Genomic DNA, 26,606 nt, shown 5'->3' with positions numbered 1-26,606 from the left:
TTCATCAATAATAAAAACTATAAAAATGAGGAAATAAAAATGACAGAAAAAATAGCAATTCCTAAATGGTTCAAGGTTACCGCAATACTTGCTTTTGTTTGGAATTTACTTGGCTTAATGGCGTTTGTTAGTCATATCATGATGACGCCTGAAATGATCAGTGAATTACCAAGCCAAGAACAAGCTTTATATAATGATTTACCTATGTGGGCGACCGCCGCTTTTGCTATCGCAGTATTAGCAGGAACGCTCGGTAGTTTATTATTAGTGCTAAAAAAGAAAATGGCAAAAATATTACTTATCGCTTCTGTAGTTGGCGTAATAGTACAAAACTATCATTCGTTCTTTGTGATAGATTCAATGGCCGTTTACGGTACAGCAAGCGTAATAATGCCGATTATGGTGTTGATTATAGCTATTACGTTAATTGTATTAGCCAATAAAGCAGAAAAGCATGCATGGCTCAGTTAAAAGGTTATTGATAGGACGAAAAGAATAAATAAAAAGAGCCATACATTGTGGCTCTTTTAGTTTAAATAAATAACATAGCGTATTGGTAAAGTTTCAAAACGAATTACCTAAGGTGCTTAACCTTAACTTTTTATTCATTTTTAAACTTGTTGAGCCAAGATAATACCTTAGGAAAATGATCTTTCACCGCTAATTTATGCGTTAATATATTAATGTGATCATAATCAACTAAGTTACCCGCTTTAACAGATAGCACCGAGAATTTAGCTTGTGGGTTTGATTCAGCAATAAAATGTTTCACATCTTCAGGATGTCCTAATAAAGAATCGTTTATTCCGGTTAAATGCCATGATGCAGGCCAATTAACCTCTTTATTAGCGTCATGATAATTAAAATTATCATGACTATCTTGCCATATCGATTCATTTAACCAAGGAATACTTTGTTGTAAAAAAAGAAAAGTTTCGTTATCTGAACCCGCTTTAAGCTTAACTAGATCAATGTATCTTTTGTGCTTGGCTAATTTTGGCGCTAGCCATCGCCAGAACCAATCAATTTTCAATTTCTTTTTAAAGTGCGTTTGATGAATCACTCTTTTTGTACCAAAAAAAACTAAACGAGCTATATCCTCAACACGATCAGGATTTCTGGCTAAAAATGCTTTTAGTAAAACACCGCCCCATGAATGACAGACAATATGCATCGGTTGCTTAGTACGCGCTTTAATGAAATCGATAAAAAGAGGAATATCGTGATTGATCATTTCCCATTGACCGTGCTCTGCATCCTCTGCTATGGGTGGTTTACTTAATCCTTTTCCCCGAAAATCTGCCACATAAACATCAAAACCATGTTCAGCAAGATAACAACCGAGTCCTCGACCTGACTCAGTATAAAAGATTTTTCCATTCTCCATGGTGCCATGAAGCATAAGCACAGGAATGCCATGTGGTTTTTTGACGATATGACGAAGGTGTAATTGGTGCTCGCCATCATTAATGTATAAAGATTCTTGTTGCATAAGAACCAGCTGATTAATTAACAAGTAAAACTACTTTACACAACAAGAGGTCTGACCACAACTTTAGTTAAGTGCTTTTTTACGTGTGAAAGTCATCATAACGCCTAAACCCGCGAGTAAAACCACAAGAAATAGTCCTACCACACCCAACACTTGATCAAGCGCTTTAATGCCTGTCCAACGTAAATAATGAATATTATAAATGGTATTAATAAAATCTGTATCTACGCCTTGTTGCCGCAGGGTCATGCCTTGCCAATTAAGATTTATTCTAACATCTGTACTAGTTGTAATTAAAAAGTTATCAATTGACTTAATTTCACCATATCTCGCTTTATTGCTTTTAATGGCATCATTAACTAACTGATAAATCGCTTGTTTATCGGGGGGAGCAATAATTTCAAATGACGTAGGTGAAATATGTTGCCAACCTTGCTCTGTTTTGACTAAAACATGATCGCCTAAAATAGTCTTAAGCTGCCTAATTTCAAGCCAATCTTTTTTTCTTTCCAAAAAGTCCGTCTCAGAGAAACTTGTATCCGTTATTGTTCTAGCAAATAAGTCACTCTGTACTAACGGATAAGTTTTGATAACTAAAGGTTGATAAGCTGTTTTATAACCAGGCTTAAAGAAAAAAAACACACCTGTTATCGCCCAAGCAATAAAAGGTAACAGCATAAAAAAGCCTAAGTATTGATGTAATTTTTTCACTGAACGTCCCTGATAATTAGTGTTTTCCATGATTTTAACATATTGATTAAATAACATTTATATCTTTTAACCACATATTATATTTAACCTGAACTCGGCTTACTTCCATGGAAGGTTAAAATTGAGAGATAAAAAAACCTGCTAAAAAGCAGGTTTTTAAATTTATTTATCGTAAATTAAGCCATGTGCACTAACATATTACTTGGCTCTTCTAAGAATGATTTCCATAAATTACAAAAACGAGCGATCGTTCCACCATCAATAATACGGTGATCACCAGACCAACTTACTTGCATAATAGAACGCGCTTCTACTTCACCTTTTTCATTAAAACGCGGTAATTTTTGCAGCTTACCTAACGCCACAATAGCAGATTCAGGTTTGTTAATAATTGGCGTTGCCACAGTACCACCGATTGCTCCGATATTTGAAATAGTGATAGTACCACCTTTCAAAAATTCACTGGCGACACGACCAGAGCGTGCAGCATCAGTTAACTGCATGATATCTTTCGCTAAATCGATAATAGTTTTATTTTGTACCTGTTTAACATTCGGTACTAATAAACCCACTTTAGAGTCAACCGCCATACCGATATTGTGATCATCAAAGTAAGTTAATTCAGTACAATCTTCGTTCGGTTGTGAGTTAACCACTGGGAATTGCTTTAATGCTAATGACATCGCTTTCATGAAAAATGGCATCATGGTTAATTTAATATCTTGTTTGGCATACACTTCTTTTAGTTCGCCACGCAATTTAATTAAATTCGTCATATCGATCTCTTCACAATAGGTAAAATGAGGGATCGTTGAAACTGAATTTACCATTGCTTTTGCCATCGCAGCTTTAACCCCACGAATCGGCTCTGTACGTGTACCGCCTGCACTCGCTTGGTGAGTTGTTACAACATCAGAGGTAGATGCTTGACTTACTAGTTCGTCATTATTGTTAAACGCAACAACATCTTCTTTGTAAACACGCCCTTTTTTACCGCTGCCTGGCACTTGGTGAATATTAACGTTTAGCTCACGAGCTACACGACGAACAGCTGGACTTGCTACCGCTTTTTCATTGATGACTTTAGCAGTTTGTAGTTTAGGCTCAACTTGTTTTTCAACGGAGGTATTTGTTGATTTTGACGCGCTCGCTTGCTGAGTATTCACCTCAGTAGACGTATCGGCTGTTGATGTTGAACCCGCTCTTTCTATTGCAAATAATGGTTGATGTACTTTAGCAATGTCACCTTTGGCATAATGTAACTTCACCACTTTTCCGGCATACATGGCAGGGATTTGCACTAATGCTTTATCGGTCATTACATCAGCAACAGGTTGATCTTCTTCAAGAATATCACCTTCTTTAACAAGCCAATCAACCACCTCACATTCAACAATACCCTCACCAATGTCAGGTAAGATAAAGTCTTCAACAATGACCCCAGACGAGTTTTGTTGCCTTGTCTCAGCAACACTTTGCTCTGTTGTTGATTCATTTGCTTGTGCGATAGTATCGTTAGCCGCTGATGGAGTTTCGTCACTTGGCGTCATTGAAAACAACGGTTGATGAACCTTAGCAATTTCACCTTTTTGGTAAAATAATTTATCGACCACCCCAGAGTGCATCGCAGGAATTTGTACTAAAGCTTTATCTGTCATGACATCAGCAACAGGTTGATCTTCAGCGATGGTATCCCCTTCACTTACTAGCCATTCAACCAGTTCACATTCAACGATACCTTCACCAATATCTGGCAATATAAAATCAATGCTCATGTTTAATAATCCTAGTAATTTACGCTATTTTTAATGGCTTCGTATGTTTTTAAATGATCGCTAACATACTCTTTCTCTAATGCTAATGGATAAGGCGTGTCCATTCCGCAAACTCGTGCTATCGGTGATTCAAGATGTAAAAAACACTCGCTTTGTATGGTGGCGGCTATTTCACTGGCAAACCCTGCTGTTAATGGCGCTTCTTGCGAAATGACTAAACGACCAGTTTTCATTACCGAGGCGGCGATCGTGTCTACATCCCAAGGGAGAATCGAACGTAAATCAATGATTTCACAAGAAATACCGTCGTTCTCCGCCATTTCTGCAGCTTTTTCAATAATTTCCATTTGTGCACCCCAAGCAAGTAAAGTGATATCACTCCCTTGCTTAACAACTTCAGCTTTACCAAGTGGTAATTGATAATCTTCTTCTGGAACTTCGCCGGTTGATGCACGATACAAACGCTTAGGTTCAAAAAATATCACGGGGTTATCATCACGAATTGAAGCAAGTAACAAGCCTTTCGCCTGATACGGATTACGTGGTACGACAATTTTTAAGCCGGGTGTATGGGCAAAATATGCTTCAGGAGATTGGCTATGATATAAACCACCTGCGATCCCTCCTCCATAGGGTGAACGGATCGTTAATTTACCCACATCAAACTCATTACCACTACGGTAGCGAAATTTTGCCGCTTCATTAACAATTTGATCGAAGGCAGGAAAAATATAATCAGCAAATTGGATCTCGGCAATCGGTGTACTACCTTGGGCTGCTAAGCCGTTGGCAAAACCGATAATACCTTGCTCAACTAATGGAGTATTAAAACAGCGAGTTTTACCGTACTTTTCTTGTAAACCACTGGTTGCACGAAAAACACCACCAAAGTGACCAACATCTTCACCAAAACATAATGCGCTGTCGTTTTCTGCCATGGCAATATCTAATGCATTATTAATCGCTTGTAATAAATTCATTTGCGCCATTACTTAATTCTCCCTGCAGTAAACGGGTATGACTCTGGATACTTTTTAATATGTTGTTTTAACTCATTTAATTGCTTGTTAAGGTGTTCAGGAACTTGATCATAAACATCAGTAACTAAGTCTTCTACTGGCGGTTTATCAATTTTTTCAGCCACTTTTACTGCCGCTAAAACCTCTTCACGCAAGCTTTCAAATAAAGCAGTTTCTTGTTCTTCATCCCACCATTTATTCGCTAGCATCCAATTTTTCATTCTTAAGATAGGATCGTGTGCTTGCCATTTTGCTTCTTCTTCACGTGTACGATAGCCAGAAGGATCGTCTGAGGTAGAATGTGCACCAAGGCGATAAGACATGGCTTCAATAATGACAGGTTTGTTCTCTGCTAAAGCATATTCACGCGCAAGTTGTGTTGCTTTTAAAACCGCTAGAATATCGTTGCCGTCAATGCGAATAGTTTTAATGCCATAGCCAACACCACGCGAGGCAATACCATTACCAACAAATTGCTCATCTGCCGGCGTAGAAATAGCATATCCATTATTGCGACAGAAAAAAATCACTGGCGCTTGATGAACTGCAGCCATATTAAGACCAGCATGAAAGTCTCCTTCAGATGCAGCACCTTCACCGAAATAACACATAGTGACCGCTTCTTTTCCTTGCAGTTTTTGTCCGTAAGCATATCCAGCTGCTTGCGGGATTTGTGTGCCTAACGGAGAAGATATCGTCATATAATTTAACGCGTTACTACCATAATGAATCGGCATTTGACGACCTTTACCTAAGTCTTTCTCATTAGAAAACATTTGATTCATAAAGTCTTCAAGTGAGAAACCTCGGTACATTAGAGCACCTTGTTCGCGGTATTGCGCCATGATCATGTCTTGATCTTCAAGTCCTGCAGCACCACCAACACTTGCGGCTTCTTCGCCTAATGCCGCCATATAAAAACTAATACGACCTTGACGCTGAGCACCCACCATTCTTTCGTCTAAGACACGATGAAAAGCCAATGCTTTGTATATTCTGGTTGCTAATGCTTGGTCAATTTTTGGTAATTCTGCACCTTGATAAACATTACCGTCTTGTTGCAAAATTTTGAGGATAGGGATTTCTACAGAGTGACCATCAATAAAAGCAGGTTGATGGACAACCGGGCTTTCTTTATAAACTTCAGCGTTCATAGCATTCTCTTTATTATCAGCCTTGCGAGCAAGGGGGAACGAATAACCATCTTGAATCAAGTATAGGATCACTTTACTTGCCAAGCATTGATACCAAGTAGAATTATTAATTCTGTGTTTTGGTAATATTATTGTCTGGGTCTTTGCCCATAAGTTTAGTACGTTGTTGTAACAACGCACGCACTTTACCTTTACGTCAACTGAAAGGCAAGCCTTGTAATTTTATTACAAAATTGCCCACTAAAAATTGACTACTTTTGTTTACACAATCGAGTAAAATCAAGCCAAAGTTGTCGGCACAACCGTTAATAATGCTCGCTGTCCGATAGCAACTTGCGCATTAGGAAAAATGATTGCCTCACCCTGTTTTTTTACTTTTATTTCATTTTCGCCATCTTGTGCGAGTACATAATCAATTGGGAAATCGGTGAAATTTTCAACATCGTCACTAAAGTTCAAACGAAAATTGTCTGCTGTTCGGTTAATAATTTGAGAAATGACAAAAATATTAAAGTCGTTTTCATCGTATGCCGAATAATGCAGAGGTTGGCCACTGATAAACTTTTCTAACGTGCTTTTCACTTGAGCAAATTCACTCATATCATTTTCACCGAATGGCTTAACCTTTCCTAATTCTACAGTGAAGGCATCGGCGCCAAATTGATGAGCAGAATAATAACTGAAGGTGGTTGTCGGAGAATTTGACAGTAAGATAGTATTAACACCGCAAGCTTTCAAAAATTGTAATTGTTCTGTTTTTCTTGCTTTACCATGCGTATGCGGATAGACCGCAAATTTATCGTATTTCGCACCTCGAATGGCAGTGTGAAGATCATAATGAAATCGTTGTCTTGACGCGGATAATTTCGCGCCTTCAAGATAAAAGTTACTGACAGTATTTTCAAGCAATAATGCACGATGGCGCTCTTTATTGATCAACCCCGAACCTGCACCTTGATCAATTGAATGCCCACCGGAGAATAACCGGTTCATATTTTCTTCGACAAATCGTTCAGCAATATTCATCGCAGCAGGATTGCCAAAAATAAATAGCACTCGTTCAGCTAATTCGAGTTTTCCTAAAATCAGTTGTTGAACAAGCTTTGCACATATTTCAATAGGAGCAGTTTCATTGCCATGTACACCACTGGATAAAATAATATCTTTGCTTGTTGAACGTTCTATAGGCTCAAAGGTTATCAATCCCGTTTCTAAAACGGTTACTTTGCTTTTTGTTTGGCTGCTTTGATGCTTAACGGTAAATGAAAAACCATTGGGTAAAGACCACTCGTATTGACGAGTTAAAGATAAAAAGTCGCCAGTTTCTTGTAATTGCTGCTGAATGTTATCCACAAATATTTCTTAAAATGCTAAATACGTGGTTATATTGTACGTAAATTTATCAATGAATGTGTTATTTAACGAAAAATAGTGATGGAAAAAAACTTAGTTTTTGTCAACTTGATAAAACATTTCATCGACACTTCCATTTAGTATCACTTGCAGTAATCACAAGAACCCGAACAAAATATAATTTAAACCGCTTGAATAGTGCCTGCACCTTTATGTTTAGCTTGGATCAAAGCATCTTCAATATTATGTAATAAGTGGTCTACAGAATCTGTTTTTTGCCAAACAGCGTATGCAATACTACAAGTCAGCGATAAAGTAGCAGGCATGATTTTACCATTCACACACTCTTGTAATTGCAAGGCGAACTCATTGGGACTAATGATATCTTTTGAGGGAACTACGACTAAAAAATTATCATCAAGCCAACGGAATATTTGTGCAGAGTAAGGGATAACATTGTTCAGTCGTTGAGCAACATGTTGGATCACGGCATCACCGACAATTTGTCCATAACTGTCATTAATTTTTTTAAATTTATCTAAATCTACTTGATAAACCGTAAACAATTGATCTTTTTTTTGCGCCAATTCACACCACGTAATTAAACTAATTTGCCCAGCACGTCGGTTAGGCAATCCAGATAAGGGGTCAACTAACGACATTTTTTCTAACGTACTTGCGACTAAACCTAATTCTTTAATACGGCGATAAGCGAAAATCAAAAAGCTTACACTGACACTTAAAGCAAGCAATAACAAAGTGCCTACCGGCAAAGATTGATGTTCTTGGGAGAAAAAATATAAGTGTGCTAAAAAGTCCACTTGAGTATAGAGGATTAACAAAAAAAGATTTACCGCTGCAATAATCGATAAATCTTTTTTAACGGTTGGACGATGTATATATGTTCTATGAGGCATTCATTTAACTTCATGATAGTTGCTCTACACAAACTATTGCACAAATAAATAATTTCGCCATTATTTTGTCACATTAATCGAATTTACGTTATAAACCCGCTTGTGAAAAAGCGTTATTGACTAATTTTTGAGCATCGGTAAATATTTCGTTTAAATGCGCTTGACTAATAAAGCTTTCTGCATAAATTTTATAAATATCTTCTGTTCCCGAAGGACGTGCCGCAAACCAGCCATTTTCAGTGGTTACTTTGATACCGCCAATCGCAGCGTTATTTCCTGGTGCATGAGAAAGGACTTGAAGAATTTTTTCTCCCGCCAAAGTATCGCTGGTAATATTGTCAGCAGACAATGAAGTTAATACCTTTTTCTGCGCTGGCGATGCCACGGCTTCAATGCGTCCATAACACGGCTCGCCAAGCTCTTTTGCTAATTCTAGATAATATTGATACGGGTCTTTACCCGTTACCGCTAAAATCTCCGCTGCTAATAATGCCATAACAAAACCGTCTTTGTCGGTTGTCCAACAACTGCCATCTTTTGCGATAAAGGAAGCGCCTGCACTTTCTTCCCCACCAAAGGCATATTCAGCACTATGAAGCCCATCGACAAACCATTTAAAGCCAACAGGTACCTCAGAAAGTGGTCTGTCGATAAGTTTAGCAACTCGATCTATCAACGAACTTGACACTAACGTTTTACCAATTTTACAGCTTTTCGGCCATTGACGATGTGTCATTAAATAATGAATTGAAACGGCAAGATAATGATTAGGGTTCATTAAACCACCCGACTTCGTCACAATTCCGTGGCGATCAAAATCTGGATCATTAGCAACCGCCACATCATATTTATCTTTTAATGAAATTAACCCCGACATAGCATAAGGAGAAGAACAATCCATTCGAATTTTGCCATCTTTATCTAATGGCATAAAAGAAAAGCTCGCATCAACAACAGGATTAACCACGTCTAATTTCAATTGGTATTTGTTGGCAATAACCGACCAATAATCAATACCAGAGCCACCTAAAGGATCAGCGCCAATATGAACCCCGGCCTTAGCAATAGCCTCCATATCAATTACTTGACTCAACTCATCAACATAAAAAGCAATAAAATCTTGTTTTGTAAGTAACGTAGAATTAAGAACTTGTTGATTAGAGAATTGTTTTGCTTCTGACATCTCATTAGCAATAATATCGTTAGCCCGCTTTTCAATGAGCTTAGTAATTTCACCTTCAGCAGGACCACCATGAGGTGGGTTATATTTTATGCCACCATCACAAGGAGGGTTATGTGATGGGGTTATGATCAAACCATCGGCTTGGTCATCATGGTTTTTATTATGGACAATGATTAAGCGTGAAATCACTGGCGTTGGAGTAAAACCCTCATCAGATTGAATTACCACAGGAACGTTATTTGCGATCAGGACAGAAAGTGCGGTTGCAAAAGCTGGCTCCGATAACGCATGGGTATCTTTCCCTAAAAATAACGGGCCTTGATATCCTTGTGCTGTTCGGTATTCTGCCACCGCTTGGCAAATCGCAATAATATGCTGCTCATTAAAACTAATTTTCTTCGCATTACCACGATGTCCAGACGTACCAAAACTAACACGCTGTGCCTCAATAGAAACATCCGGTTGCTTGATATAATAATCTGTCACTATTTGAGCAATATTCTCTCTATCTTCTGGTAAAGAGGTTTGCCCTGCACGCGGATGAATTGACATATTAGTTCCTTTTATTTGGTGATTTTAAAAAGTGTTTACAATAAATCTCGTATTTTTTCAATTTCAACTGCTTGATAACCCAGCGCTTTTGCGACTTCAGTGATCATCATTTTTTTTCGAGTCGTATTTGAATTGGTCATGACCCAAAATGAACTATCAGGGATTTGACGCGGTTTAGTACTGCTGCCACTTTCAGCTAATTCTTGTTCACTACGCGCAAAATATAATCTGTCGCGACCACGTATTTCGATCACAGCAGAAAACTGCTCACCATGAACACGATGTAATGCTGAAAGAATAAGTAGAAAGCGACCGACAACGCCTCGTTGAGTGGCTAACTCTTCTTTATTAATATAATTAAAGACGCTCTCTGCAGTACGCGGTAAAGTAGCAACCGTTTTTTGATGAATCAACGGAGTATTGTCAGACGACGATGATTGCACAAGAACCGATTCAATTTTTTTGGGTGTTGCTGTTTTTTGCTCAGATAAATCAGCAGGTAAAGATAATAAACGACGAAGAATTGAAGAAGCGCTTTCCCCGATATATTGTGTCTTGGAAGCTAAATATTGATAAAGTTCTTCATCTATTTCTATATGTTTCATTGAAAACCTAAGGGACGTTAATAGAATAATTAATACAAGATGATTATACTGAGCTTGCTGCTAAGTCTCTATAGGCAAAATACAATATTCCAAATTATTTTCATCCATTCAATCGCTTAATTTTAAAAAACGGTAAAATATTTCAATGGCATTACTTAATTATCAACAATCAGGAGAAGGTGAAAACCTCGTTTTGATACATGGGCTTTTTGGCAGTTTAGAAAACCTTAACATGGTGGCGAAAACGCTAAATCAAGATTTCTGTGTCACTAACCTTGATGTGCGAAATCATGGTTTATCATTTCATGAAAATAATATGGAATACCCTACTTTAGCACTGGACATTATCGATACTTTAGATCATTTAAATATTGAATCAACGCATTTATTAGGTCACTCAATGGGTGGAAAAATAGCGATGCAAGTAGCGTTAGATTTTCCTGAACGAGTGAATAAACTGATTGTTGCTGATATTTCGCCAGTTCAATATCCACAGCACCATGATCATATTATTACGGGTCTTCAATCGATTGATTTAAGTAAAATAACCAATAGAAAACAAGCGGATGAACAGCTTGCTCAATACGTTGATGATAAAGGCGTAAGACAGTTTTTGTTGAGGAATTTACATAAAGTGGCAGATAAGTTGGCATTTAAATGTAACCTGTCGTTCATTGCTCAATGTTATCCGCAAATTATTAAAGGCTATCAAGGGAGTCATGTTTTTCAAAAGCCTACCTTATTTATTAAAGGTGGCGATTCTGATTATATCACCGAACAACATCGGCCCATCATCCGTCAGTTATTCCCTCACAGTAAAGCGAAAATTATTCAAGGTACGGGACATTGGCTTCATGCTGAAAAAACGGCGGCTTTTAATAACTCGGTTAAAAGCTTTCTATCACAGGAAGCTTGACAAACAATCATCCATTTTTATGAAAATATAGCTATTTTAACTTTTCATGATCTAAATTAACTATTTCTGCTGCAGATCCAGTATAAACACAGGTAAAAATAATGTGTTTAGTCATCGCATTATGCTATAGTCCTGCGTGAAATTTTTAGGGTGGAATATGCTTGCAGAACACTTTGTACTAATTGAAACGATTGGACTAAACTTATTTTTTGCTTTTATCTTTATTTTCATAGGGTTATCAATTCACGATATTATGAAAAAAAATGATGTACCTAAAATGGGCCGTTATACGGTTTATTTTGTATTATTCCTAGGTTGTGCAGGATTTATTGCAAAAGGTATTATTCAGTTTATCTGGGAAAGCCAAGGCGTAGGTTAACAATGGCAAAAGAAGCAACAGATTTAACAACAATCGATTTATTTAGTGACGATAAAAGGCCTGGGCGTCCTAAAACAAACCCGCACTCTCGGAGTGTTCAGGTAAGAATTAATAAAAGAAATCAAGTAAAACGCGATAAAACGAATGGTTTGAAACGCGTTGAATTTAAAATTCATGAAAACTTGATAAACCAATTGGATCAATTAGCGAAAAATACGGGCAGTAACCGTAGTGAGTTAATTGAATCACTGCTAGTAAAAGCACTAGCGTTAGATGAAAATTAAAGATTTAAAAAGGTTATAACTCAATGGCAATTGTAGGTTTATTTTTCGGTAGTGATACTGGCAACACCGAAGCTGTAAGTAAAATGATCCAAAAGAAATTGGGCAAGAAATTAGTTGATGTAAAAGATATCGCTAAAAGTACAAAAGAAGAGATCGCTGAATTTGATCTGATAATTTTAGGTATCCCAACTTGGTATTATGGTGAAAACCAATGTGATTGGGATGATTTTTTACCTGAGCTTGAAGAAATTGATTTTACTGATAAATTAGTCGCTATTTTTGGTTTAGGTGATCAAGAAGATTATGCCGAATATTTTTGTGATGCGATGGAGCCATTACGTGATATTTGTGAATCAAAAGGCGCTATTATGGTGGGTAGTTGGCCTAATGAAGGTTATGAATTTGAAGCATCAAAAGCCTTAATTGATGAAAATACTTTCATTGGTCTGTGTGTGGATGAAGACAGACAACCCGAATTAACCGAGCAACGCGTTGATAAATGGGTAAATCAAATTCATGATGAAATGTGTTTAGCAGAATTAGCTGATTAATCCTCATCAAGTGTTTCGATGCATAGAAAAAGCCCGCGTAAACGTGGGCTTTTTCTCATTCAAAGTTCGTTAATCCTTATGAATTTTAAGGATATTTAGAATGAATTTTCGCAGTTAACAATCAATAATAATTGGTAAAAAACATCAATTTTCACAATTAAGTCTTTTAACCCACTTCAATACCTCCTATAATTTTATCCATATTTATAAAGTTGAGAATGAACTGCATGCCAGATCAAAATGAAGAGCTAAAAAGAGCAGGATTAAAAATTACACTGCCGAGAATAAAAATTTTAGCCATTTTGCAAGATCCTCAAAACCAGCATATTAGTGCTGAAGATGTTTACAAAATTTTACTCGATCATAACGAAGAAATTGGTTTAGCGACTGTGTATCGCGTTCTTAACCAATTTGATGATGCAGGTATAGTTTCGCGTCACCACTTTGAAGGTGGGAAATCAGTATTCGAATTAAGTCATAAAAAACATCATGACCATTTAGTGTGTTTAAAATGCGGTAAAGTGGTTGAATTTGAAGATGACGTTATTGAACAACGTCAAATTGATATTGCAAAACACCATAAAATAAAACTCACCAATCATAGTTTATATTTATACGGTGAGTGTGAAGACGAACAAGCTTGTGAAGCTTATCGACAAGCGAACAACTAACCTTTGTTCACTTGATAAAAGCACTCTTTAGAGTGCTTTTTTTCTCTATTTATAAGCCCCTTAAATCAGTTTTTCATAGCCTTTGTTAAAATTTTTAAACTTAGTCTCTCCCTTATAAAGCATCAACCAACAACACAAAAACAGTTATAACATATAACCAAAAAGAATATACGTTTTTTTTCATACCCTTTTTTTACCCAACTTTTATCGACAAGTGACAGCAATTTCATTGCTTGTATTTTCCAAGCTGGCAGCTATTTACATTGAATAATGCAGTTCTACTTTGCACGGTATTCCTATTTAATTAAATAAAAAATGTAAAGGCTTACATTATTACAAAATTGTTACATTTTAAGTTTTGATGAAAAAAACATCATTGAAATCTTGGGAATTTGTATGCTAGTTTAATTTTTGAACAACTAAAAATAACAACACAACCCACGAAGGGGGTTCAAGTGAAAACAAGTCAAATAAAACCTCAAATGACTGCTATCAGCACGTTATTCTTTCTATTAGTTTCACCTACATTACTGGCTGCTGACTGTACCGGCATAGCGACATGGCAGACAGGTCAAACGCATAACGGTGGCAGCCAAGTCGTTGCCGATAATGCTCTATATGAAGCCAATTGGTGGACACAAACTAACCCTGTGGAGAATTCTGGTCAATGGCAAGATTGGTCTCTTTTGGGCGACTGTGACAGCGCTGTCAGCAATCAAGCGCCCCAAGTTACTCATTTAATTCCGAATTCTGGATTTACTGCGACCGAAAATGACAGCGTTGTCATCTCTGCAAATGCAACCGATGATCAATCAGTCGCACAGGTTGCATTTTATATTGATGGTCAACTATTGATAACAGACACTAGCGAACCTTATGAAACACAGTGGCAAGCAATGGTTGGCGATCATGTTATTTCCGCCATAGCGACCGATAATCAAGGAGTGGAATCATCAAGTGTTTCGTCCAACGTGGTCATTTCATCATCAACCACTCCTAGTAATCAATCTCCAGTAGCTAATATCACCGCTGCACATTCAGATCCTTTGCAGCCGGGGGATTCAATTCAATTCACATTAACAGCTACAGATGAAGACGGTACTATTAACGAACTAAAATTTGTACAAGCGCAACATTCTCTTATTACGGTAAACGCCGCTCAAGCCACTTATAGCTGGCAAGCTACAGCTGTGGGGACATATTCATTTACTTTACAGGCAACCGATAACGAGGGAGCAAGTCATTCGGTTAACTATTCGGTGACGGTTACAGCAACCAGCACTAGCGAAGATCCAGACGAATGCCGCCCTGCAGGCTTATATCAAACACCAAATGTTAATACTCCGTATTGTACTGTCTATGACGTTAATGGCCGGGAGATCATGGGGGCAGATCATCCTCGTCGCATTATTGGGTATTTCACCAGTTGGCGTAATGGCGCTAACGGTCAACCAAGTTATTTAGTTAATGATATTCCTTGGGATAAAATCACACATATTAATTATGCTTTTGCTCATGTAGATGATAATAACAAGGTATCAATTGGCGATCCGCTGGCTGAAAATAATCCCGCGACTAATATGGAATGGCCCGGTGTTGTGGGTGCAGAAATGGATCCTGAGTTTTCTTACAAAGGCCATTTTAATCTTCTAAACAAATACAAAAAACAATACCCAGATGTTAAAACTTTAGTCTCAGTTGGCGGTTGGGCTGAAACTGGCGGCTACTTTGGAGAAAACGGACGTGTCGCCAGCGGCGGTTTTTATACCATGACCACCAATGCTGATGGCAGTGTAAACTATCAAGGCATTCAAGATTTTAGTGACAGTGTCGTAAACTTTATTGAAACCTATGGTTTTGATGGTGTCGACATTGACTACGAATACCCATCATCTATGAATGATGCTGGTCATCCGGATGATTTTGATATTTCAAATGCAAGACGTACCGGATTAAATGCTTCATACCAAGTATTAATGAAAACCCTTCGAGAAACCTTAGATATTGCAGGTCAATCTGCAGGGAAACATTATTTACTCACTATCGCCTCCCCTTCTTCGGGTTATTTATTACGTGGCATGGAAACATTCCAAGCGGCACAATATTTAGATTACGTAAATATCATGTCTTATGATCTACACGGTGCTTGGAATGCACATGTCGGTCATAATGCTTCATTATTTGGCACGGGTAAAGACTCTGAATTAGCAACCTGGGGGGTATATGAAACCGCAGAATTTGAAGGTATAGGTTATCTAAATACCGACTGGGCGGTGCGATACTTTAGAGGGGCACTGAGTGCGGGTCGTATTAATATCGGTATTCCTTATTATACACGAGGTTTTAAAGATGTATCCGGCGGAGAGAATGGTTTATGGGGACAAGCGCCGTTACCAGATCAAAACGAATGTCCAAAAGGTACCGGTAGTGGTGATAAAAACCAATGTGGAAATGGTGCGATTGGAATCGATAATTTATGGCACGATGTTGAAAATGACCGTGAAATCCCGGCAGGAAGTAATCCATTATGGCATGTAAAAAACCTCCAAAATGGCGTAATACCTAGTTACCTTAATATTTATGGACTTGATCCTCAAAATGATCCACAAGATCAGCTAGTTGGAACTTACCAACGATTTTATGACGAAATAGCCGTTGCACCTTGGTTATGGAATGAACAGAAGAAAGTGTTTATTTCCATCGAAGATGAAGAGTCTATGACCACAAAAGTAGAATATGTCATTAATAATGGTCTAGGTGGCATCATGTTCTGGGAGTTGGCGGGTGATTTTGATTATGACGCTGACCAAGATGAATACTTTATGGGCTCGTCGTTAACTCGCTTGGCTTATAATCAATTTCAACAAAGTGGTGTTCAATATGACATCCATACCGGCAATCCAAACTTTGTCGTGCCAAGTAAGGCCGTCGATATTGAATTTACCGTAAAAGACTTTCCAATCGGTGATAACAATTACCCAATTAGCCCAACCTTTAGTTTTACCAACCGTTCTGAACTTGATTTAAGCGGAGCCAAAGTTAGCTTTGATGTACCTGTAGCAACGTCGGCAATATTTAAGTCCAACTGGGATGCACAAGAGAAACTTGGTATGGCTGTAGAAGTGAATGCCTCAAACGCAGCCGGTAATAACATTGGTGGCTTTGATAACGAATTTCATCGTTTTTCAATCACTTTTATTAATGAATGGGGAGGAGAAGCAAAATCATTTACTCCAAATCAAACCATAGATGCTCAAGTCATGTACTACATGCCAATCACAGGTCCGGTAAATTTTTCAATTGAAAAAGACGGTCAAGTTTATGCGTTCAGTGCTCAATATCCGACTTTGCCTATTGCTGAAGTAAATGATCCAGCTGATCCAAGCGATCCTGTTGATCCGAATGGAGAGTGCGAAGGCACTGCAATTAGCGATATTCCGATTTATCCAGATTGGCCACAAACCGATTGGGCTGGTAATCCAAGTCACGCTACTGGTGGTGACTTAATGTCGCACAATAATGCCATTTTCAAAGCGAAATGGTGGACAAACACTGAACCAGGGACCACAGCAGATTGGCAGCAAGTCTGTAATTAATAATGCCCAACCACAACTTAAATAGTTTGTGGTTGCATTACAAAGCGTTAAATAAATTTCAATACAAATAATAACTAAAAGGTGAAGTCATGAATAAACGATTATTAACTATGATGGCGATTAGCACTGCCGTAATGTCTTGGCAGTCCATTGCTGCTCCATCCACACCAAGTATAAATTGGGAACCTCAAGAATACTCCTTTGTAGAAGTGGACCTTGAAGGAAATGGCTCCTATAAAGATATTGTTACCGTACACGATGAAGTTAACATTAACATCGAATGGAATGCATGGAGTGGCGATGGTGGCGATAACTATAAAGTGTATTTTGACCAGCAATTAGTTAACTCAGGCACTTTACCAACAGGCACTAAAAGTGGCGTCATTAATTTTCCTTATCAACAGTCTGGTCGCCACACTTTATATGTTGAGTTATGTGAAGGTACATCCTGTGCCCGAAGTGATGGAAAACCAATTGTTATTGCCGATACCGATGGTGGACATTTAGCGCCGTTACCCATGGATTATGATCCTAATAACGGCGATTATGGAACAAAACAAGATTTGGTAACTGGAGCATATTTTGTCGAGTGGGGCATTTATGGTCGCGACTTTGACGTAACCAATATTCCAGCCCATAACCTAAGCCATATTCTTTACGGCTTTATTCCAATTTGTGGCCCAAATGAATCACTAAAGGAAATTGAAAATGGTGGCAGTCACAATGCTTTAGTGAAAGCTTGTGGAGGCTCAAACGATTTTGAAGTAGTCATTCATGACCCATGGGCAGCCATTCAAAAAGCGTTACCGGGTGTAGATTCTAGCGATCCTATTCGTGGTACTTATGCACAGATGATGGCTTTAAAGCAACGTTATCCAGATTTGAAAATATTACCTTCAATTGGTGGTTGGACGTTATCAGACCCTTTTTTCTATTTCACTGACAAAGCTAATCGCGATACTTTTGTCGCTTCCGTTAAAACCTTTTTAACGACTTGGAAGTTTTACGACGGGGTTGATATTGATTGGGAATATCCTGGGGGCGATGGCGCAAGTACTACCTTAGGTGATCCAGCCCAGGATGGAGCCGCCTATGTAGCTTTAATGGCTGAATTAAGAGCCATGTTAGATGAACTTGAATCGGATACTGGCCGTGAATATCAACTGACTTCCGCTATAGGTGTCGGTTATGACAAGATTGAAGATGTTGACTATGGTAATGCGGCACAACACATGGATTATATCTTTGCCATGTCATATGATTTTTATGGGGCTTGGAACAATGTTACTGGTCATCAAACAGGTATTTATTGTGGTTCCCATTTATCAGCTGATGAATGTAATGGTACTGGCTTAGATGATGAAGGCGAACCTCGCAAAGGACCGTCGTATACCATAGACAATGCGTTAAATTTGTTATTAGCGCAAGGCGTTCCGTCGAAACAAATCGTCGTTGGCACCGCTATGTATGGTCGTGGCTGGGAAGGTGTCTTAGATAGCAACGCTGACATTTCTGGTAATCCGATGACCGCGCCCGGCAATGGTAAATTGACCGGTACTTCTGCAGAAGGTGTATGGGAAGCTGGTGTAATAGATTACAAAGGGATCAAAGCCAATATGATTGGCACGGCGGAAACAGGTATCAATGGCTTTGAAATTGGTTATGACAAAGCTGCAGAGGCTGCGTATGTTTGGAATCGTTCAAATGGTAAATTAATCACTTATGATAGTCCTCGTTCTGTTATCGCTAAAGGTCAGTATGTTAAAACACATGATTTGGGCGGTTTATTTGCTTGGGAAATTGACGCTGATAATGGTGATATCTTAAATGCCATGCACCAAGGTTTAGATGACGGTACGCCACCGACGAATAAAAAACCGGTCGTGTCTGTCACCAATTTAGTCTCGGTAAATTCGGGTGAATCGACATCTATTACAGCAACGGCAACCGATGCCGATAATGACCCCTTAAGTTATAGTTGGACAGCTGATAGTGCATTAACACTTTCAGGCAGTAATACTGAAACCGTAAGTATTACCGCACCAAATGTCAGTCAAGATACCGACTACACTGCAATCATTAACGTCAGTGATGGTACCGACACGGTCAGTAAAAGTGTTGTGGTACGTGTTATCGCGCCATCGTCGAGTAATAACGCCCCCGTAGTTGACCCTATTGACGACCTAACGGTTGATGAAGGCGTATCGGTTAATATTACCGTAACGGCTTCCGATGCAGATAATGATCCACTTAGCTATCAGTGGACGGTTCCTGCAGGAATAACATTAACAGGCTCTGGTGAAAGCATCACATTACAAGCCGGTGAAGTTTCAACTACCACCACATATATAATTACCGTTTCGGTGAGTGATGGTACAGAACAATCAAGCACCAGTTTTAATCTCACGGTAAATGATACTGATGTAACAAACCCGAGCGATACATGGGATCCATCCGCTGTGTATACCGCCGACGATATCGTGATTTATCAAGGTATTGAATATCGAGCTAAATGGTGGACTCAAGGTGATCAACCAGACTTAGGTGGACCGTGGGAAGCGGTTAATCCTGACACCTCAACAGGTGATTGGAACCCCAACGCTATTTATCATGGTGGAGATCAAGTCATCCATAATGGCGATACCTACACAGCACAGTGGTGGACTCAAGGAGAAGAGCCTGGTGTTAGTGCGGTATGGGTAAAACAATAATCTTAAAGGTATTATTGAATACTAAATAAACCAGTCATTTAAATTAATGCCGATCACATAAGTTGATCGGCATTTTTCTTTGTAGTGATTGCGTTAAATACTATTTAGCCCTTAACAAAATCTAAATGAGCAACACACTAGGGCGTTCTTGATAAATTAAAGTTAATAAACGCCAACATAAATTAATATGAATATAAAAGAATTGATATTTTGTTACCGTTAACCATTGGAAGATAAACAAAAGATAAAGATATCAGACTTTCATAAATCAGTGAGGCGATTAAATTATCTAAGACCACTGAGTAGTGCAACAGCAAATACTTTTATAAATATTTTAATCATTCCAATCAATAAACTACCTTAAGTTTTATATTGAAAAATCGTCCATCGGATCACTAAAATATTTTTATATTTGTTCACCTATATTCGATTTTGTGCTTTTTAAAAAGGGCTCAGTAGCTTTTGTCTGCGCTAGGCTGCCAGCGCATTTGATACTCTAACTGCGTCTCGTTTTCTATTATAAACCCTTGTCTCTTATACAGTTTTAACGCAGGATTCGCCAATAGCACATTTAAAGTAATCGCCAAATTTCTCTCTTGCGCTTTTTTCTTTAATAACGATAAAACCCGCGTACCAATACCGCAATTATGAAACGCGGGTAGAATCTGAAATTGCCGAATATGTAACCTATCTTCTAACAAGGCAAATTTTACTAATCCTATTTGCTCGTTATCTTTACAGATGATATGTGAATCAGTAAAAAATTCATCAATACGTTGAAAGTGCTGTTGATCATTCATAACCAGACCAGCTTTTTCCAAGTGTGCTGTCATTGATGTTTTTCTTAGAACAAGCAAAAACGGTTTATCAAGTTGACTCGCTTTTTTAAAACTAATGGTTGATTTCATAACAACTATTTTTCAAAAAGTGAAAGAAAATTTAATCCTGATTATAACGAGCTTTAAACTAAAAACGAGTTTTCGTGTGCGAATTTCTAAGCCGTTTTTTCATCGATGCACTGACCTTAGTGCTCCATTGAAAACACGTTAAACCTGTCACGACAAAAACAGCACCGATCATTAAATTGAAAGACACATGTTCGTTGTTTAATAACGCACCTAACGACAACGCCAACACTGGGGTGATCATGGTAATTAGCGCAACCGTGCTCGCCGTTAACTTTTGTAACACGTAAAAATACGCAATAAAACCGATCAAAGAGCCAAATACCCCTAAATAAACAATGGCCAGAATTGAGCGTAGTTGCCATTGTTGATAATTTAATGAACCATCAAAAATTAACCAAACGAGTAAAAATAAAGGAGTGCATAATAATAACGCCCCTATAGTCGTTGATAATGGATGAATTGTAATGGTTATACTTTTAACTAATACGCCGCTTAAGCTAAAAAATAATACAGCAAATAGTACCAATATTATCCCTATATAGCCGTTTTGCGATAGCAACAAATTATCTAAGCAAACAATGAATAACCCTATTAACGCGACCACTAGCGCTATTTTTTTTGTTAACGTAAATTTGGGCTCATGGATCAGTTTTTGTGCAATCACCCCTGATAAAATTGGCGCTAAACCAAAAATAAGTGAGATCAAGCCTGAAGAAATATACTGGGCAGCATAATACGAAAGTAACATGCCACCAAAAATACCTAATGCCGAAAATAAATAAAGCTTAACTGCATCACGATGCCATGGAAGCGAGATACGATTAATTTTGATTAATAACAGTCCTAATATTAACGCGATTAACATACGCAAAAGTACCGCTAAAGTAGGATGTACAGATTCACTACTCCATACAATACCTAGCGGTGTTGTAGACCAAATAAGGACCACAGCAATATAGGCTGTAGAAACATTCATTGCATTTCTCCTTGTTCTCATTCCTGAGTTAACGTAATTCCAAGGTTAAATCCTTGGTAAAAGTGCAATTGACACTGAAGTATTCGGCTAAAAAACAAAAAACCGCAGTGGACAAACTGCGGTTTTTAAAATGTTAAAGGTTTGTTTTACATTTTAATCCACAGTAGATTCCCACCAGCGCACGACGATATTCGTCATACTCTTCTGGCGACAATTGACTAAAAGGAGGATTAAAAGGTATTTCATTAAAATAAATTCTATTTAATTGTTTTATAGTGATATTGAGCAATTAAGTTATGCCAATATGCGGTAAATTGATAATGACTGCCACCAACTTTTATGTCAATCATTTATAAAGTCCGTTTTCACATTTTATGTAATTTAAGCTTTTTTCAAATAAGAAGCGACTAGTACGATACGGGTACCATTCACTTTACCTTCAATATGCTCAGGATTGTCAGTTAAGGTAATACCACGCACTAAGGTGCCTTGTTTTGCAGTAAAATTCGCCCCTTTAACTTTCAAATCTTTAATCAGAGTTACATCATCACCGTCATTAAGCTCAGCGCCATTACTATCGCGTGTTGGTCCTTCACGCTCTGCGGCTGCAATACCCTGCTCTGCCCAAGTTTTAACGTCATCTTCCATATAAATCATAGCTAAAGCATCTTGTGCCCAACTTTCAGTGGAAAGTTTATGTAACATACGATATGACATAACTTGTACCGCAGGCTCTTGATTCCACATACTATCGTTTAAACAACGCCAATGGTTAATATCTACTTCGCTTTTGCCATCAAGCTGACTAATACAGTTTTCACAAAGATATACACTTTGTTGAGCGCTTAAATCACTCGTTGGGGGTACAGGATACACAGCTAAGTTATTTGTTGATGTACAAAACTCACAACTATTATTACTACGATTTTTTAATGCTTGCTCAGTAGGCATATTAAGGCTCCTATAAAATTTGCCGCTATTATGCCTCTTAACAGGACTTTCTGCGATCACTTTATTGCGTATATGGTAATTAAATATGCAAAATGCAAAATGCAATTATCTTTAAATTGAAAGTAATAAAAAGGCCGCAATTAGCGACCTTTAAATATAATAAATAGAGCAATGAATTTAGTTGTTTATTTCATTCGCTTGTTCTTTGACATCAAGTCCTTCTTCACCTGCAAATTTATCAACCCATAATGCAATCGCACCATCGCCGGTGACATTACACGCAGTACCAAAGCTATCTTGTGCTAAATAAAGTGCAATCATTAACGCTAATGCCGCATCAGTGAAACCTAACATACTCGCCAATAGCCCTAATGCTGCCATTACTGCGCCACCTGGTGCGCCGGGCGCTGCTATCATAGTTACGCCAAGCATTAAAATAAAGCCCATCATAGTAGCAATACTAGGCACAGATAATTCAGGAGTCATTAACATCACAGCGGTGGCACAGGTGATAATAGTGATAGTTGAACCACTTAAATGAATAGAGGCACATAAAGGTACAGTGAAATTAGCGACACCATCACTCACATTATTTGATTTATTCGCTTTTAAAGAAACAGGAATAGTTGCGGCACTCGACATAGTTCCTAGAGCAGTAAAGTACGCCGGCATCATATTTTTTAACAATTTAGCAGGAGACTTTCCTGTCGCTGCGCCAGTAACCACATATAAAACAGTGATCCAAACCCAATGCATAATGAGCGCTAAGACTAGTACAACACCAAACGTTTTAAGTGTACTGAACACAGTACCATCTACCGTCATTTCAGCAAAAACACCGGCAATGTAAAACGGTAATGCAGGGATAATAACTTTGCTTAATAGCATTTCGATAATATCTTTTGCTTCATTTAAAGTCGTACGCAACGAGTTTGCATTGGTTGCACTAATACCGATACCAAAAATAAAGGCGATGGCAAGTGCTGTCATAACATCAAATAAAGGAGTAATTGAAATATCAATAAAACCTTTAAGTTTTTCACCTTCTACAGCTTCTACAAGATGACCAGCAGTTAAGCCAGGTAATACATTACTCGCCACAATAAAGGCGAGTAAGCCCGCAATAATAGTAGAACCATAAGCAAGACCGACAGTTTTTCCTAACAAGGATCCGGAGCCTTGTGGTAATGAGGCAATACCGCTTGCGATATAGAATAAGATGATCAAAGGAATGGTAAATTTAATTAATTGACCAATTAGGTTTTGAATCGTAAAAGTCAATTGAACGAGCACATCTGGCGCGTATAAACCAATTAACATGCCAGCAACAATACCAGCAATTAACTTTAAAACTAAATTCATAAAATCTCCGATTATTATAATAATTGTACGGTTATAGAGCAGGAACACTCTGATAGTTTTATTCTAACCTGACTCTTTCTGCCAGTGAACCATAATTTTCTGTTGATGTTTATTTTCACTAAATGGCTGGCAAACGAAATAACCAATAACGGCAGCTAATTCATCATTTATAAATAACAAAGGAAGACGCTTGCGTTGCCATGGTGGGATTGATAACTCTTGTAACACTTTTTTCAATGGTCGACTTTGTTGTCGATACTCAGGTAAGCACTTTGGATTATCATGTGCAAAGACAATTGACATAGACTGAAGCGAATCAGGCAAAGAGAGTGTGAATGACTTTTCATGGACATTTAATTCATCATAAGTCACAGTGACATCCCCCAAACCGTCTGGCAATTCTATTGAATATTCGCCATGCGTTTGGGCGAGATCGTAATCATACCGCCAATTTATAACAGATTGATAATCTTCAGTTAAATAAAGTTTATCTTGGAAACGTCTTAACCAAATCTCGCCCAACTTCACGGCTGGGTTTTTATCTTTTCCTGCTTCAGTTAATTGTTGATAAAGTTGTTGTAATTGTTGCTGACTCGGCATTAAGCCTTGATGTTGTTCAATAAAATATCGAATGACAAGATTAAACCTTGCTTGCGATAACAACAATAATGGCGCAATAGATAATACGCGTTGTGCTTGGATACACTGAGCTAAATCTTGGGCGGCAACTTCATCTAAAATACTTTGCGCTTCTTGGCAATGTTGAGTACTTCGCATCACAGTATCGTTAAAGTTAAGCCAACGAGCTTTTAACTGCGGTAAAATCTCTTTACGTAAAAAATTGCGATCGAATCGAATATCATCATTTGATTCATCTTCTAGCCACGTTAACTGATTTTCTTGAGCGTAACAGACAATATTTTCTCGTGAAATTTGTAATAGAGGCCTAAGTAATTTTTGCTTTGCGTTGGCAAATGATGAAACCATGGCCATCGCTGATAATCCTTTTAACCCAGAGCCACGTTTTAAAGATAAAAAAAATGTTTCCACTTGATCATCCTGATGGTGTCCAGTCAAAATCACCGCATTGCTTGGGCTCAAATCGGCTAATGCTTGATATCGTGCATCTCGTGCTTGAGCTTCTAAACTTGTCCGAGGTTTATCAATCACATTGACGTTAATGGTTTTGAAATCAATGTTTAATAATTGACATTGTTGTTTTGCAAATTGTTGCCATTGACCTGCCGATTGGCTTAAGCCATGGTTAACATGAATCGCCATCACCGCTTGGTTAACCATATTATTTTTTTTTAATTGAGCAATAGCGTGCAGTAATACTTGCGAGTCGACACCACCACTATAGGCGATAACTATAGGAGCATGAGGATAATGATTAAGAAAGTTTGTAAGTGTTGGTAAAATCATAATAGTGTAGGTCAAAGAGCTATTCGACAAGATTTGAATAATCGAATGTCTACTTGACCTACATTTAAACGGTTAATGGTAAAAATATTAACAATAACCAAAAGACATTAAACGTTCATAACGTTTTTCAATCAATTCGTCTTTTGATAAACCTTCAAGCTCTGAAAGATCTGTTTTGATCGCTTGCTTTAAAAAGGCTGCCATTTCATCCATATCACGATGAGCGCCACCTAATGGCTCCTCAACAATGCTATTTATCAGATCTAGTTCTTTAATACGTGTTGCCGTAATTCCCATCGCTTCAGCAGCTGTCGAGGCTTTTTCTGCGGTTTTCCATAAAATGGATGCGCAACCTTCTGGAGAAATAACCGAATACGTGGAATATTGTAACATGTTAACGCGATCACCCACGCCAATGGCTAGCGCACCACCAGAGCCACCTTCACCAATAACCGTACAAATAATAGGAACATTCAAACGCGCCATCACTTTTAAGTTAGTCGCGATAGCCTCACTTTGTCCACGCTCTTCGGCACCAATACCTGGGTATGCGCCTGGGGTATCAATAAAAGTAATAATTGGCATATTAAAACGTTCTGCCATTTCCATTAAACGAAGCGCTTTACGATAGCCTTCAGGGCGAGGCATGCCAAAATTACGTTTTACTTTTTCAGCGGTAGAGCGTCCTTTTTGATGACCTATAACCATCACAGGTTTGCCATCTAATCGCGCTGTACCGCCAATAATGGCATTATCATTTGCATAAGCTCGATCACCACATAGTTCATCAAAATCAGTAAAAATTCGTGGTAAATAATCCAGCGTATAAGGACGCTGAGGATGGCGAGCGACACGTGCAGTTTGCCAAGGGTCTAAACCCGCAAAGATTTTTTGTGTTTGAATTTTATTTTTTTCACGTAATTGCGTAATTTGTTCTTCAAGATCAAGGTTTAACTCCTGACCATTGTTCACTAATTGCAATTCTTCAATTTTGGCTTCAAGTTCCGCGATTGGTTGCTCAAAGTCTAAAAAATTTAATGACATATGTTTTACTTACCTATGTTCTGTTGTACTTATATTTTACGCTAACAATGCTTAGTGTTTAACACTTAGCA

At 38.1% G+C, this 26,606-nt stretch carries 23 protein-coding genes; 8 read left to right on the top strand and 15 right to left on the bottom strand.

Features of this window, described 5'->3' with window-relative positions; genetic code table 11:
* Positions 1-39: 39 nt before the first annotated feature.
* Positions 40-471: a hypothetical protein gene (locus RM573_RS12905; RefSeq protein WP_311582695.1), complete on the top strand. Its 432-nt coding sequence runs from the start codon at positions 40-42 to the stop codon at positions 469-471.
* A 130-nt stretch (positions 472-601) separates the two neighbouring features.
* Here the strand turns inward: RM573_RS12905 and RM573_RS12900 are convergent, their stop codons facing one another.
* The 9 genes from RM573_RS12900 to seqA all read right to left on the bottom strand — a co-directional run bounded on the left by RM573_RS12900 (position 602) and on the right by seqA (position 10,761).
* Entirely contained in the window at positions 602-1,492 is an 891-nt protein-coding gene (locus tag RM573_RS12900) for an alpha/beta fold hydrolase (protein ID WP_311582693.1), read from the bottom strand.
* 63 nt (positions 1,493-1,555) lie between these two features.
* Positions 1,556-2,260 (bottom strand): PepSY domain-containing protein, encoded by a 705-nt coding sequence (locus tag RM573_RS12895; RefSeq protein ID WP_311582691.1) that lies wholly within the window; start codon positions 2,258-2,260, stop codon positions 1,556-1,558.
* 119 nt (positions 2,261-2,379) lie between these two features.
* Entirely contained in the window at positions 2,380-3,978 is a 1,599-nt protein-coding gene (locus RM573_RS12890) for a dihydrolipoyllysine-residue acetyltransferase (protein ID WP_311582688.1), read from the bottom strand.
* Between the two features lie 11 nt (positions 3,979-3,989).
* Positions 3,990-4,967 (bottom strand): alpha-ketoacid dehydrogenase subunit beta, encoded by a 978-nt coding sequence (locus RM573_RS12885; RefSeq protein ID WP_311582686.1) that lies wholly within the window; start codon positions 4,965-4,967, stop codon positions 3,990-3,992.
* Entirely contained in the window at positions 4,967-6,151 is a 1,185-nt protein-coding gene (locus RM573_RS12880) for a thiamine pyrophosphate-dependent dehydrogenase E1 component subunit alpha (protein WP_311582683.1), read from the bottom strand. The genes RM573_RS12885 and RM573_RS12880 overlap by 1 nt, the downstream gene beginning before the upstream one ends.
* Before the next feature lie 279 nt (positions 6,152-6,430).
* A complete protein-coding gene (gene astE, locus RM573_RS12875; RefSeq protein ID WP_311582681.1) occupies positions 6,431-7,504 on the bottom strand; it encodes a succinylglutamate desuccinylase in 1,074 nt (357 codons plus the stop codon).
* 182 nt (positions 7,505-7,686) lie between these two features.
* Positions 7,687-8,421, bottom strand: coding sequence for a GGDEF domain-containing protein (locus tag RM573_RS12870; RefSeq protein ID WP_311582678.1), 735 nt, complete (start codon positions 8,419-8,421; stop codon positions 7,687-7,689).
* Between the two features lie 88 nt (positions 8,422-8,509).
* Positions 8,510-10,156, bottom strand: coding sequence for a phosphoglucomutase (alpha-D-glucose-1,6-bisphosphate-dependent) (gene pgm / locus RM573_RS12865; RefSeq protein WP_311582676.1), 1,647 nt, complete (start codon positions 10,154-10,156; stop codon positions 8,510-8,512).
* A gap of 35 nt (positions 10,157-10,191) precedes the next feature.
* Positions 10,192-10,761: a replication initiation negative regulator SeqA gene (gene seqA, locus RM573_RS12860; protein WP_311582673.1), complete on the bottom strand. Its 570-nt coding sequence runs from the start codon at positions 10,759-10,761 to the stop codon at positions 10,192-10,194.
* Positions 10,762-10,906: 145 nt separating this feature from the next.
* Here seqA and RM573_RS12855 point away from each other — a divergent pair, with 145 nt between their 5' ends.
* The 7 genes from RM573_RS12855 to RM573_RS12825 all read left to right on the top strand — a co-directional run bounded on the left by RM573_RS12855 (position 10,907) and on the right by RM573_RS12825 (position 19,869).
* Positions 10,907-11,677, top strand: a complete 771-nt coding sequence (locus RM573_RS12855) for an alpha/beta fold hydrolase (protein WP_311582671.1) — start codon at positions 10,907-10,909, stop codon at positions 11,675-11,677.
* Between the two features lie 157 nt (positions 11,678-11,834).
* Positions 11,835-12,056, top strand: a complete 222-nt coding sequence (locus tag RM573_RS12850; RefSeq protein ID WP_311582668.1) for a DUF2788 domain-containing protein — start codon at positions 11,835-11,837, stop codon at positions 12,054-12,056.
* Positions 12,057-12,058: 2 nt separating this feature from the next.
* A complete protein-coding gene (gene ybfE, locus RM573_RS12845; RefSeq protein ID WP_311582666.1) occupies positions 12,059-12,340 on the top strand; it encodes a LexA regulated protein in 282 nt (93 codons plus the stop codon).
* A gap of 23 nt (positions 12,341-12,363) precedes the next feature.
* The gene (gene fldA, locus RM573_RS12840) at positions 12,364-12,891 is read left to right on the top strand and encodes a flavodoxin FldA (RefSeq protein WP_303451701.1); all 528 of its coding nucleotides are present in this window, start codon (positions 12,364-12,366) and stop codon (positions 12,889-12,891) included.
* A 227-nt stretch (positions 12,892-13,118) separates the two neighbouring features.
* Positions 13,119-13,562: a ferric iron uptake transcriptional regulator gene (fur, locus tag RM573_RS12835; protein WP_303451699.1), complete on the top strand. Its 444-nt coding sequence runs from the start codon at positions 13,119-13,121 to the stop codon at positions 13,560-13,562.
* A 482-nt stretch (positions 13,563-14,044) separates the two neighbouring features.
* Positions 14,045-17,158, top strand: a complete 3,114-nt coding sequence (locus tag RM573_RS12830; protein WP_311582968.1) for a glycosyl hydrolase family 18 protein — start codon at positions 14,045-14,047, stop codon at positions 17,156-17,158.
* Between the two features lie 89 nt (positions 17,159-17,247).
* Positions 17,248-19,869, top strand: coding sequence for a glycosyl hydrolase family 18 protein (locus RM573_RS12825; RefSeq protein WP_311582661.1), 2,622 nt, complete (start codon positions 17,248-17,250; stop codon positions 19,867-19,869).
* Between the two features lie 452 nt (positions 19,870-20,321).
* On the opposite strand, the gene RM573_RS12820 is transcribed toward RM573_RS12825, so the two are convergent.
* The 6 genes from RM573_RS12820 to accA form a co-directional block, all read right to left on the bottom strand.
* The gene (locus RM573_RS12820) at positions 20,322-20,777 is read right to left on the bottom strand and encodes a GNAT family N-acetyltransferase (RefSeq protein WP_311582659.1); all 456 of its coding nucleotides are present in this window, start codon (positions 20,775-20,777) and stop codon (positions 20,322-20,324) included.
* Positions 20,778-20,835: 58 nt separating this feature from the next.
* Positions 20,836-21,753, bottom strand: coding sequence for a DMT family transporter (locus RM573_RS12815; protein WP_311582656.1), 918 nt, complete (start codon positions 21,751-21,753; stop codon positions 20,836-20,838).
* A gap of 381 nt (positions 21,754-22,134) precedes the next feature.
* Positions 22,135-22,704: a PhnA domain-containing protein gene (locus tag RM573_RS12810; RefSeq protein ID WP_311582654.1), complete on the bottom strand. Its 570-nt coding sequence runs from the start codon at positions 22,702-22,704 to the stop codon at positions 22,135-22,137.
* Between the two features lie 177 nt (positions 22,705-22,881).
* A complete protein-coding gene (locus RM573_RS12805) occupies positions 22,882-24,066 on the bottom strand; it encodes a dicarboxylate/amino acid:cation symporter (RefSeq protein ID WP_311582652.1) in 1,185 nt (394 codons plus the stop codon).
* Positions 24,067-24,129: 63 nt separating this feature from the next.
* The gene (gene tilS, locus RM573_RS12800; RefSeq protein ID WP_311582649.1) at positions 24,130-25,506 is read right to left on the bottom strand and encodes a tRNA lysidine(34) synthetase TilS; all 1,377 of its coding nucleotides are present in this window, start codon (positions 25,504-25,506) and stop codon (positions 24,130-24,132) included.
* Between the two features lie 72 nt (positions 25,507-25,578).
* On the bottom strand, positions 25,579-26,535 hold the full coding sequence (gene accA / locus RM573_RS12795) for an acetyl-CoA carboxylase carboxyl transferase subunit alpha (RefSeq protein WP_311582647.1): 957 nt from the start codon (positions 26,533-26,535) through the stop codon (positions 25,579-25,581).
* Positions 26,536-26,606: the final 71 nt, after the last annotated feature.

Source organism: Thalassotalea castellviae (assembly GCF_031846185.1).
In the GTDB taxonomy this organism is placed as follows: domain Bacteria; phylum Pseudomonadota; class Gammaproteobacteria; order Enterobacterales; family Alteromonadaceae; genus Thalassotalea_H; species Thalassotalea_H castellviae.
This window is presented reverse-complemented; position numbering and strand designations above follow the sequence as displayed.